Here is an 11,358-nt window from a genome sequence, read left to right as displayed (position 1 = left end):
AAAAGCAAGGCAGCGATACAGCATGGAAGAAATGCGACACCGCCCTTGCTCGCGGCGCGGTTGAGAACATGTCGCTGCCCGAACCAACCCGGGAAGAGAACCCATGGAATTCCGTCGTCTTGGCGCGTCTGGCTTCAAAGTGCCGGTCCTGACATTCGGCACCGGCACGTTCGGCGGCAAAGGTCCGCTGTTCAGCGCCTGGGGCTCGACCGACATCGCGGAAGCGACACGGCTGGTCGATGTCTGCCTCGAGTCCGGCCTCAACATGTTCGACACGGCCGACGTCTATTCCGACGGCGCCAGTGAATCGATTCTAGGCGCGGCGGTGAAAGGGCGGCGCGACAAAGTCATTCTGTCGACCAAAGTCACGTTCCGGCGCAGCGACGAAACCGGCCCCAACGACGTCGGCTCGTCGCGCGAACGGTTGCTGCGCACAGTCGATGCGTCGTTGCAGCGGTTGGGCACCGACTATCTCGACCTGTTGCAGCTGCACGGGTTCGACGCCGAAACGCCGGTGCAGGAAACCTTGTCGACGCTCGACGATCTCGTTCGTGCCGGCAAGATTCGCTATATCGGCGTATCGAATTTCTCGGGCTGGCACTTGATGAAGTCGCTCAGCGTCGCCGACCGCTATGGCTGGACGCGCTATGTCGCGAACCAGGCCTACTACTCGCTGATCGGACGTGACTATGAGTGGGAACAGATGCCGCTTGGACTCGATCAAGGAGTCGGCGGCGTGATCTGGAGCCCGCTCGGCTGGGGTCGTTTGACCGGCAAGATCCGTCGCGGCACGCCGCTGCCGGCCGACAGCCGCCTCCATGGCAGCGCATCGTATGGGCCGCAGGTCAGCGACGAGCTGCTCTACCGCGTCGTCGATGCGTTGGACGAGGTGGCGAAAGAAACCGGCAAATCGATTCCGCAGATCGCGATCAACTGGCTGCTGCAGCGCCCGTCCGTATCGACCGTCGTGATCGGCGCGCGCAACGAAGAACAGTTGCGCCAGAATCTGGGTGCGGTCGGCTGGAGTCTGACAGACGAGCATATGAAGAAACTGGACGAAGCCAGCAAAGTGACGCCTGCCTATCCGTATTGGCATCAAAACGGGTTCGAACGGAACAAACCGCCGGTGTGAAATAGAAATGGATTCATTGCATGCAATGAGTCCGGACGACACGTGATAGCGTCCGCCCATGTCGGTCGAACGGGATCCAATTATCGAAGCGTCGCCAGATGACGCGGCGCCACATCTCGATCCAGAACTACAGTATCGGCTCCGACAACAAGATCTTCTCTCGCAACTCGGCGTGCTGGCGTTACGACGGGCCGACTTTGAAGAGCTGCTGCACGCGGCGACGCGGCTGGTTGCGCAGGGGCTGCAATGCCGCTTCTGCAAAGTGCTGGAGTATCTACCGGCGAAGAACGTGTTTTTGGTCCGCGCCGGCGTTGGTTGGGGACCTGGCGTCATCGGCGTCGCGACCGTCGGAGCCGACCTTGAATCGCCTGCCGGCTTCGCGCTGAAGACGGGCAAGCCCGTCATTTCCAATCATCTCGAAAACGAAAAACGGTTTCGCACCCCGTCGCTGCTTGCCGAGAACGGTATTCGCCGCGCCATCAACGTTATCCTGCAAGGCGACGGCGAACCGTTCGGCGTGCTGGAAGTCGACAGCCGCGACAGCGACGAGTTTCTCGAACAGGATCTCGCGTTCCTGCAGGGCGCGGCCAACATTCTGGGCATGGCAATCGAGCGCCGTTCGTACCAAAGCGCGCTTGAAGCTTCGATGGCGCGGCAGCAGCTGCTGCTGCACGAGGTCAATCACCGCGTCAAAAACAGTCTGCAGCTGGTCGCCTCTTTGTTGCACCTGCAGGCGAATGCAGCGACCAGCGAAGAAGTCCGCACCGCCTTGAACGAGGCGTCGTCGCGCATCGTCGCGGTTGGGCTGGTGCATGAACGTCTGTACAAGGCCGACGACGTCCGGACGATTGATCTCGGCCAGTATCTACGCGATTTGGAGCAAAGCCTGTCAGCTGCGGCCGGCCAGTGCGACGTGCGGATCAACGCACCGCCCGATGTGCTGATCGAAACCGATCGCGCGATCTGGATTGCGATCATTGCCAACGAGCTTGTCGCCAACGCTGCCAAACATGCGTATGCAACCAGCAAAGACTGCGTCGTCGACATCGAGCTGCAGCGAGTCGGCGACGACGAGGTTGAGTTGCGCATTGCCGATCACGGGCGCGGCCTGCCCGAAGGGTTCAACCCAAACACCAGCCGCGGCCTCGGCATGCGCGTCGTGCTGGCGCTGGCAAAGCAACTGCAGGCGACGTTCAACCTGCAGGGCGGCCGCAGCAACGGCACGGAACTGCTGTTGCGCTTTCCGTTGCGAGTCGCGGCCTAGCTCACGCAGTGGCGGCGACGGAGTCCGCCGACGCGAGCGCATTGCGCGCCTGCATCGCCAGTTCGAACGAGTGCAGCCGCGCCGCGTGATCGTGGATCATGCCGGTGATCATCAACTCGTCCGGTTGATGTTTGGCGATGAAGGCGGCAAGTCCGGCGCGCACCGTTGCGGGTGACCCCGCGGCCGAACAAGACAGCGCGTTTGCGATCATGCGCAGCTCGGCTTCGCTGGCCACATCTTCGATCCGATCGACCGGCGCCGGCAACTTGCCGGGCATACCGCGCCGCAGATTGAGAAACGCCTGTTGTTGCGACGTGAACAGGCGACGCCCTTCCTCGTCGGTGTCGGCCGCGAGCACATTGAACGCCAGCATCACATACGGACGATCCAACTGTTCGGACGGTTGGAAGCGCGCGCGATAGACGTCGATCGCCTGCTCCAGCGCGTCGGGTGCGAAGTGCGACGCGAACGCATAGGGCAGGCCAAGCACGGCGGCGAGCTGCGCGCCGAACAGGCTGGATCCGAGCAGCCACAACGGCACGTTGGCGTCGGCACCGGGAAAAGCGCGGATCACTTGTCCCGGCTGCACCGGACCAAGCAGCGCCTGCAATTCCAGCACATCCTGCGGAAACCGTTCCGAACTTGTTTCGAGATCGCGTCGCATCGCGTGCGCGGTCCGTTGATCGGTACCGGGCGCGCGACCAAGGCCGAGATCGATCCGGCCGGGATAGAGCGCCTCAAGCGTACCGAATTGTTCGGCGATGATCAGCGGCGCGTGGTTCGGCAGCATGATTCCGCCGGCGCCGACGCGGATGGTTTTGGTTGCGCCCGCAACCGCGCCGATCGCAACCGACGTCGCGGCGCTGGCGATGCCGGGCATGTTGTGATGCTCGGCCAACCAGTAGCGGTGAAACCCCCAGCCCTCGGCGTGCTGCGCCAGGTCGATACTGTTGCGCAGCGCGTCGCGCACGGTTTTGCCGTCGGGCACCGGCGCAAGGTCGAGAACGGAAAACGGGATCATCGTGCCAAGCATCTAGGCGCCGTTCCGGGCGCGGCAAGTCAGGCGTGGCAGGCCTGCACGGGGCGTGCGCGATCGATCTGCGTGACGAAACCGTCGCGGTCGCGCAGCTCGGTCGAATTGATGCGCAGGAGTGTCTTGACCGGTCCAGCTGCACGGATCGCAGCGGATAGGTGCGGCGGCAGATCCAGCACGGTGTGGTGGATGCGTGTCATCAGTGCCGCGATCGGCGGCAGCGCGCCGCCCTCGGCGTGAAAGCGCAATGGACATCCGCTGGCGGCAATCCGCTGCACGCCGCCGGCGAAGGCGTAGGTGCAAGCCGACTGGCAGAGAAAATCGGGCGCGGTCTCGGTGATCAACCCGCGCGCATGAATGAGCCGCGCCAACTGCACGCCCGCCATCGCATTGCCGCCGTCGCTTCCCAACAAGACGCGCTTGATTGCGGGATGCGCCGCCAGTGTCAGACGCAACTGGGCCGGGGTCGCACGCGTGATCGGTTCGAGCAGATAGGCCGCGTCGCCTTCGACGACGACATGCTCTTCAAGTGGCCCTTCGAAGGACGCAGCGATGTGCGCGTCATAGGAGAGCGTCAGCGCGACCAGCAGTGCGGCGATCCCTGCAGCCGCCGGCGCCCGCAACCACCAGCGAAATGCGATCACGCTGACCAAGGTCGCGACCAGCAGAACCGCAATCGTCCGATCGTCGAACAGCCCGGCGCTATAGAGCGCGTACCAGCCGGCCGGAACCAGAAAACAACAGATTGCAGCGAGAATGTTCATGGGACCGGTCGGAGCATTCGGGAATAGAAACGAAATTTGGGCCAAAGCAGCAACTAGCCCCGCTTTCCGCCACGCGATTTGTGAAAGCGCGCAGACGCGTGCGTCGCGCCGAATCACGTTGCTAAATGCGCCGCTCTCGGCGCGCTTCGAACGGCCGTGCTGTGAACTACGGTGAATTATTTCTCAGCGCAGCAGCTTTGCAAGCGCTGCGCGATTCAGCACAGCGTGCTGCTCGTATACAGATCCGTTTGAAGTCCTCGACTTCGCAAAATGCGCTGCGTGTCGCCGCGGGACATATAGGTGCGCATCAAGCAGGTTGCCGACGCAGACTACACCTCGCGCGCGGCGCGTGCATTTCAAAATCTTGTTCGTCGTGCGTTGGCGCGCTGGGCGCGTGATTGCGCGGCTCGTCGCGTGCAGAAGCTTCGCGCCGCAACAGGAATCGGATAGACGCCCCGGCGATGCGACCCGCATGGATGACCGTGCATGAAGGTGGCCTGCGCAACGATGCGCCGTCGCCGTCTGTCACGACGACAAACGATCCCGACGTCAGCGCGCTTTGCGCGGCACGGGACGACGCACTACGCACCATCGAAACCGCGCTTGGTGCAGTTGCCGGCATCGATCATCCGTCGCTGCTCACGATGCGCAACGCATTGATACAAAGACTGCAAGAGACGCGACAAGTTCTCGCACGGCCAGCCGCGTTGCTGCTCGTGGATCAGGACTTGCTACGGACGTCGTGGGTCGAGTTGCAGGAAGCTTTGGGTCAGATCCAACGCATGCAGACCGACGTCGACAATTTCAGCACGACCCACGAACCACAGGTACAAGGGGATAGGAAGTGATCGGTTTCGCGAAGTCGAGCACACTGCATGCTTTGGAATCTCAGATTGCAGCGATCGATCGGAGCCAAGCCGTCATCGAATTTGAACTCGACGGCACGATCATTCGCGCCAACAAGAATTTCTGCGACGCGATGGGATATGCGCTGAACGAAATTCAGGGCAAGCACCACCGCATGTTCGTGGATCCGGCCGAAGCGCAAAGCCCGGCCTATCAGGATTTCTGGGCCCGGCTGCGCCAAGGCGCGCTGCAAGGCGGTGAATTCCGCCGCTACGCCAAAGGCAATCGCGAGATCTGGCTGCAGGCTGCGTACAATCCGATTCTGGATAGCAGCGGCAAGGTCACGCGCATCATCAAGTTCGGTACCGACATCACCCAAGCCAAGCTGCAAGCAGCCAACCTGTCAGGACAGATCGATGCGATCGGCAAAAGCCAGGCGGTGATCGAGTTCAATCTCGATGGCACCATCATCGCCGCCAACCAGAACTTCTTGTCGGCGATGGGATATGCGTCCAACGAAATCGTCGGGCAGCATCACCGCATGTTCGTCGAACCTAGCGAACACGACAGCACGACCTATCGCGAATTCTGGCAGCGTCTCGCGCGCGGCGAATTCCAGAGCGGTGAGTTCAAGCGAGTCGCCAAAGGTGGCCGCGAAGTCTGGATCAACGCATCGTACAACCCGATTCTCGATCCTAACGGCAAGCCATTCAAAGTGGTGAAGTTCGCCACCGAAGTGACGCAGACCAAGTTGAAGGCCGCCGATCACGCTGGCCAGATCGAAGCGATCAGCAAAAGCCAGGCGGTGATCGAGTTCGACCTGGACGGCACGATCCGCGAAGCCAACCAGAATTTCCTCGTCACGCTGGGCTTCGCAGCGCACGAAATTCAGGGCAAGCACCACCGCATGTTCGTCGATTCGATCGAACGGGAAAGCCCAACCTATCGCGAGTTCTGGCAGAAGCTGGCGCGCGGCGAATATCAGGAAGGTGAATATAAGCGCATCGCCAAGGACGGCCGCGAAGTCTGGATTCAGGCGACGTACAACCCGATTCTGGATCTCAACGGCAAGCCGTTCAAAGTCGTGAAGTTCGCGCTGGACGTCACGCGCCAGGTTCTTGCGCGCAAGCGTAGCGAACATGTTCGTTCGATGATGGACAGTGTCGCGGCCGGCGCCGAAGAAATGAATGCGTCGGTGCAGGAAATCGCGACCAGCATGTCGAAGTCGCGCGATACAGCGGAAGATGCGTCGGGACATGTGCAGCACGCCGATTCAGCGACGCAACGCCTGGCCAGCGCCGCCGAAGCGATGGGTGGCATCGTCGGACTGATCGACGGCATCACCAGCCAGATCAATCTGCTGGCGCTGAACGCGACCATCGAATCGGCACGTGCTGGCGAAGCAGGCCGCGGTTTTGCCGTCGTCGCCAACGAAGTGAAAAGCCTGGCCAACCAGGCCAAGGAGGCGACGCAGCGTATTTCGACCGAAATCGATTCGATGCGCGGCGTGTCGGATGAGGTCGTCTCGTCGCTGCGCACGATCCGTCAGTCGATCGAGTCGGTGCGCGAATATGTGACCTCGACCGCGGCCGCGGTGGAAGAGCAGAGCGCGGTCGCGCGTGAAATGTCGACCAGCATGCAGCGTGCAGCAGCCGAGGCTGCTGCACTGGCGTAAAACGACACGACGTAGAAAAGGCGGCGCAATTCGTTGCGCCGCCTTTTTTGTTGTTAAAGCGGGTTCGCGTGGAACGTGTCGCAGGCGCGCGGATCGCCGGTTTCGACGCCACGACGGAACCAGTGCACGCGCTGCGCGGCAGTTCCGTGTGTGAAGGCGTCGGGCGTGATTTGCCGTCCGGCGCTGCGCTGCAGCCGGTCGTCGCCAACCGCGGACGCAGCCGCGATGCCGGATTCAATGTCGCCGGGATCGAGCAGCTTGCGCTGCTTGTCGCTGCGCGTCGCCCAGACGCCGGCCAGACAATCGGCCTGTAGTTCGGTGCGCACCGACGTGCCTTGCGCGCCTTGCGTCGGTGCTGCGTTGTCGTTGAGCAAACCCAGCTGGTGTTGCACGTGATGCCCGACTTCGTGGGCGATCACATAGGCTTTGGCGAATTCACCACGCACGCCAAAGCGCGCCATCAGCTGATCGAGAAAGTCTTTGTCGAGATAGATCGTCTGGTCGCGCGGACAGTAGAACGGTCCGACCACCGACTGCGCCATGCCGCAGCCCGACGGAATCGGATTGTGGAACACTTCCAGCCGCGGCGCGCGATAGGTGCGGCCCATCTGCTGGAAGGCCTGACTCCAGACGTCTTCGGTGCGCGCCAGCACCAGTTTTTCGAAGCGCAGGTCTTCGCCCGCCGGATGGACTTGCGCGCTCTGCTGTTGCTGCGGCGCGGATGCTTGCTGCGCCACGTCGAGCAACAGGCTGGGATCGACGCCGAGAAACCAGCCGATCAGCAAAATCGCGATCGTGCCGATGCCGCCGCCGATCAGCTTGCCACCGCCGCCGCCCGCGCCCCGCGCGTCGACGACATTGTCGCTCTCGCGACCGCCATCCAGTTGCATCGCAGTTCTCCTCCGCCCCGCCTCAAATCGCCGAACGGATCAAGGGTTCCACTTCACTACATTTGGCAAAGCCTTCAGCCAGCCGGTCGAGCAGCACACGCACCGCCGGCACCAGACCGCGCCTGGTTGGAAACGCCGCGTGCAGGATTCCGGTCGGCGTGCCCCATTCCGGCAACAACGAAATCAGTCTTCCGCTAGCGAGGTCGCGATCGACCAGCAATTGCGGCAACTGCACGATGCCGACGCCGGCGCGCGCCGCTTCATGCAGCGTCTGGAAATCGTCGGTGATCAGGCGCGGCTGGAACGCGACGTTGCGTTCTTCATTGTTCGGGCCACGCAATTCCCACGCATGCACGCCGTTCTGCCGGCTCATATCGAGCCCGTCGAAATGCTGCAGATCGTCCGGCGTCAGCGGCGTACCGGCGCGCGCCAGCAGGGCGGGCGACGCGACCATGCGCTTGTCGAACCGCACCATGCGGCGAATGACCAGACCTTCGTCTTCGAGCGGTTCGTTGCGCACGCGCAGCGCCAGATCGAATCCTTCTTCGATCACGTCGACCGGACGGCCGGTGCGTTCGACCGTCAATTGCACGCTGGGATAATCGACAAGAAACCGCGCCACGATCGGCGCCAGCGGATCGAGCAATCCGTTGGGACAACTGATCCGCACCTGGCCGCGCGGCTCGGACCGCGTGCGGTCGATCGCTTCCTGCGCCGCCGCAGCTTCGGCGATCATCGCCTGGACGTGGCGCAGATAGGATTGTCCGACCTCGGTGACCGCAAACCGGCGCGTCGAACGCTGCAGCAGCCGCACGCCCAACCGGTCTTCCAGCTCGCCGATACGGCGGCTGAGCTTGGATTTGGGCACCCCCAGCGCGCGACCCGCGGCAGCAAAGCCGCCCCGTTCGACCACCTGGGCGAAGTAATAGAGGTCGTTGAGGTCCTGCATCGGAGCCCGCCGTCAGCGTTCCATGGATAGGACGCAGAGTGCGGAAATCACCGTCTAATCGCAACGTCGTTCCGGGAATATCTACGAGGGCGAACAAAGACCGGCATCCCGCCGGCCGCCCGCGGCGCAGGCCGTGAGCAAGTTGCTTCGGAGAGCCCCAATGACCACCAAGACCAAACTTCTGCAGGTCGATTCCAGCCCGTTGGGCGAAGCTTCGGTTTCGCGCGAGCTGACCCGCACCATCACCCAGGCGTTCGCCGCGTCGCATCCCGGCACGGTCGTCACCCAGCGCGACCTTGGCGCACGTCCGCCGTCCCATTTCGACGGCGCGCTGATCCAGGTGTTGAAGCTGGGCGCGCAGGCCAGCGAATCGCAGCGTGCGGAATTCGATTTCACCGAAGAGCTGCTGCAGGAATTCCTCGACGCCGACGTCATCGTGATTGGCGCGCCGATGTACAATTTCTCGGTGCCGACCCAGCTCAAAGCCTGGATCGATCGCATCGCGCAGGCAGGCCGTACGTTCAAATACGGCGAGAACGGTCCGGTCGGTTTGGCTGGCGGCAAGAAGGTGATCATCGCGTCGTCGCGCGGCGGCAAATATGCCGGCACGGCGTACGAAGCAGCGTTGGATCACCAGGAATCGTACTTGAAGGCGGTGCTCGGCTTCTTCGGCATCACCGACGTTGACGTGGTTCGCGCCGAAGGCGTCGCGATGGGCCCGGATGTTCGCGCTCAGGCGCTCGACGCGGCCAAAGTCGAGATTAACAGGATCGCAGCCTAATTCGCCGTCGGCTAACGTCGCGTACATGGTCAAACATGTACGCGACGTCGACTGGGAAGATTTGCGCAGCTTCGCGGCGCTGGCGGAAGCCGGCACCTTGTCGGCAGCAGCCCGCCGCTTGCGCGTTACCCATGCAACCGTTTCGCGCCGTCTCGCTGCGTTGGAAGACGCGTTGGGACAGGACTTGTTCGAGCGCCGCCCCGACGGTTACACGCTGACCGCGCGCGGCCGCGCGATCGCCGCCGAAGTCAGCACGATGCAGGACGCGGCCTTGGCGATCGTCCAGCCGTCGATGCCAAATCCGAACCGCGCGGCCTGGTGCGCGTCACCACATCGCGTCCGTTGGCGGATCTGTTTCTGGTGCCGCGCCTGGCACCGTTCTATGCCGCGCATCCCGAAATCGATCTGTCACTGCTGGTCGAAAACCGCAATGTCAGCCTGGCGCGCCACGAAGCCGACATCGCGTTGCGCCTCGGCAATCCCAAAGACAGCGCGCTCAAAGGCCGTCGCGTCGCGCGCCTGTCGTTCGGCTTTTACGCAGCACCCGCCTATCTCAAACGCGCCGAAGCGCTGAAGACGCCGCGCATGATCGGCTATGACGAAACCAGCGAATTGGTGCCCGAAGCGACCTGGCTCGATCAGACATTCGACGGTGCGCGTTTCGTGTTTCGCAGCAACAGCCAGGTGTCGCAGACCGCAGCTGCACGCGCCGGGTTCGGCATTGCGCTGCTGCCGCATTTCATGGCCGCATCGGATTCGTCGTTACGCCTGATCGATCTCGGCGTGCTGCCGCCCGAGCGCGAACTGTGGTTGCTGCTGCGCCCCGACGGCAGTGACGTACCGCGCATCCGCGTCACCGCCGACGCGTTGGCGGACTTGTTCAAACGCGACGCCAAGCTGTTTACAAAACCCGATACCAAGCCCCGATCGCGACTTCGTAATAGTTCGGGCTGAACATCCGCCACGTGCCGAGGCTGTCGGGCACCGCAAACGACGCAGCTGCTTCCTGCACGGTTTTGCCGGCGCGGTGTGCGTCACGCGCAGCGCGCTCGACCAGGTCGAGCACGGCGACATAGTCGCGACGCTGCGACAGCGACAGCATATTGCCGTGGCCCGGCACGACCGCGGCGCGTGAATCACCCAACGCGACCTGCACCGATTTGCGCAACGACACCGGTTCGGCGTCGACATAGTTCGGGAACAACCCGTTCCAGACCAGGTCGCCTGCGAAGACGACGTGCGGATCGTCGATCTCGATGATCAGGTCGCTGTCGGTATGGCCCGACACCGGACGCAGCCGCGCTTTGCGCCCGCCCAGATCCAGCTCGGCGCCATCACGGTCGGGCGGCAGCACCAAGGTGGGCAAGGCGATGCGTTGTTTTGCTTTGCGCAGCGGCCGTCCGTCGTCGAGCGACAGATACCGTTCCAGCATCAGGCTGCGCGTGCGTTCGGTGGTGACGATCTCGGGCGAGGCTGCGCCCTGCGCGTAGCCGGACAAGCCGCCGACATGATCGAAATGATAGTGCGTGACCGCGACATGCGTCGGGCGCCGGCCGGTCAGACGCAGCGCCTGGTCCGACAGCCACGCTGCACCTTCGGGCGTGTTGAACCCTTCGATGACCAGCACCGCGTCGCGCCCGGCGACAATGCCGCCATTGGACAAGGTCGTCCGCTCGCGTTCACCAGTCGGACTATACGGTGTGGAAATCACCGCCCAGACGCCGTCGGCGACGCGTTCGAGCCGGGCGAACGACGCGACGGCGGCGGGATCGGCGTCGCCCGGCGCGGCAAAGGCCCGCCGCGTCGCGGCCGAAGCCGTTCCAAAAGCAGCAAGCAAATAGGCGCCGCAGCTAAGCAGGCCGCGCCGGTCACGGCAGAATTCATCGTGCTGGTGGTGGCTCATTCAACTCGTCCTACGCGAATGTCCTGGGAAGCGTCCGGCGGACAAAGTCGGGCCGGACCGGAGATGCCGCTAGATTCTATCGCCGTACAGTCGCTGTGCGCGAACGATCGGCAAGAACGCG

The 11,358-nt window shown here is 63.1% G+C and carries 11 protein-coding genes and 1 pseudogene; 7 read left to right on the top strand and 5 right to left on the bottom strand.

Annotated elements, in window-relative coordinates; all coding sequences use genetic code 11:
* Positions 1-103 precede the first annotated feature (103 nt).
* Positions 104-1,132, top strand: a complete 1,029-nt coding sequence (locus TMPK1_RS15780; RefSeq protein ID WP_420244135.1) for an aldo/keto reductase — start codon at positions 104-106, stop codon at positions 1,130-1,132.
* Between the two features lie 58 nt (positions 1,133-1,190).
* Entirely contained in the window at positions 1,191-2,396 is a 1,206-nt protein-coding gene (locus TMPK1_RS15775; protein WP_420244133.1) for a sensor histidine kinase, read from the top strand.
* A gap of 1 nt (position 2,397) precedes the next feature.
* Here the strand turns inward: TMPK1_RS15775 and TMPK1_RS15770 are convergent, their stop codons facing one another.
* Positions 2,398-3,417, bottom strand: a complete 1,020-nt coding sequence (locus TMPK1_RS15770) for an LLM class flavin-dependent oxidoreductase (RefSeq protein WP_420244131.1) — start codon at positions 3,415-3,417, stop codon at positions 2,398-2,400.
* 38 nt (positions 3,418-3,455) lie between these two features.
* Positions 3,456-4,193: a hypothetical protein gene (locus tag TMPK1_RS15765; RefSeq protein ID WP_420244129.1), complete on the bottom strand. Its 738-nt coding sequence runs from the start codon at positions 4,191-4,193 to the stop codon at positions 3,456-3,458.
* A gap of 398 nt (positions 4,194-4,591) precedes the next feature.
* Between TMPK1_RS15765 and TMPK1_RS15760 the strand changes: the two genes are divergently transcribed.
* Both TMPK1_RS15760 and TMPK1_RS15755 read left to right on the top strand, forming a co-directional pair.
* On the top strand, positions 4,592-5,041 hold the full coding sequence (locus tag TMPK1_RS15760) for a hypothetical protein (protein ID WP_420244128.1): 450 nt from the start codon (positions 4,592-4,594) through the stop codon (positions 5,039-5,041).
* Complete coding sequence (locus tag TMPK1_RS15755; RefSeq protein WP_420244126.1) at positions 5,038-6,714, top strand: methyl-accepting chemotaxis protein; 1,677 nt, start codon at positions 5,038-5,040, stop codon at positions 6,712-6,714. The genes TMPK1_RS15760 and TMPK1_RS15755 overlap by 4 nt, the downstream gene beginning before the upstream one ends.
* Positions 6,715-6,767: 53 nt before the next feature.
* Here TMPK1_RS15755 and ypfJ read toward each other — a convergent pair whose 3' ends face one another.
* Together ypfJ and TMPK1_RS15745 are read right to left on the bottom strand one after the other, a co-directional pair.
* Positions 6,768-7,604, bottom strand: coding sequence for a KPN_02809 family neutral zinc metallopeptidase (gene ypfJ / locus TMPK1_RS15750; protein ID WP_420244124.1), 837 nt, complete (start codon positions 7,602-7,604; stop codon positions 6,768-6,770).
* Positions 7,605-7,626: 22 nt separating this feature from the next.
* A complete protein-coding gene (locus TMPK1_RS15745; RefSeq protein WP_420244122.1) occupies positions 7,627-8,553 on the bottom strand; it encodes a LysR substrate-binding domain-containing protein in 927 nt (308 codons plus the stop codon).
* 160 nt (positions 8,554-8,713) lie between these two features.
* On the opposite strand from TMPK1_RS15745, the gene TMPK1_RS15740 reads away from it, so the two are divergent.
* The 3 genes and pseudogenes from TMPK1_RS15740 (at position 8,714) to TMPK1_RS15730 (ending at position 10,288) form a co-directional block, all read left to right on the top strand.
* Entirely contained in the window at positions 8,714-9,334 is a 621-nt protein-coding gene (locus tag TMPK1_RS15740) for an FMN-dependent NADH-azoreductase (protein WP_420244120.1), read from the top strand.
* Positions 9,276-9,506, top strand: a pseudogene (locus TMPK1_RS15735) (LysR family transcriptional regulator); the annotation flags it as partial. The gene TMPK1_RS15740 and the pseudogene TMPK1_RS15735, both read left to right, overlap by 59 nt.
* 146 nt (positions 9,507-9,652) lie before the next feature.
* Positions 9,653-10,288 (top strand): LysR substrate-binding domain-containing protein, encoded by a 636-nt coding sequence (locus TMPK1_RS15730; protein WP_420244119.1) that lies wholly within the window; start codon positions 9,653-9,655, stop codon positions 10,286-10,288.
* Here TMPK1_RS15730 and TMPK1_RS15725 read toward each other — a convergent pair.
* Positions 10,236-11,237, bottom strand: coding sequence for an MBL fold metallo-hydrolase (locus tag TMPK1_RS15725; protein WP_420244118.1), 1,002 nt, complete (start codon positions 11,235-11,237; stop codon positions 10,236-10,238). The genes TMPK1_RS15730 and TMPK1_RS15725 overlap by 53 nt on opposite strands.
* Positions 11,238-11,358: the final 121 nt, after the last annotated feature.

It is taken from the genome of Roseiterribacter gracilis (assembly GCA_018332375.1).
Taxonomy (GTDB): Bacteria; Pseudomonadota; Alphaproteobacteria; order BOG-932; family Roseiterribacteraceae; genus Roseiterribacter; species Roseiterribacter gracilis.
This window is presented reverse-complemented; position numbering and strand designations above follow the sequence as displayed.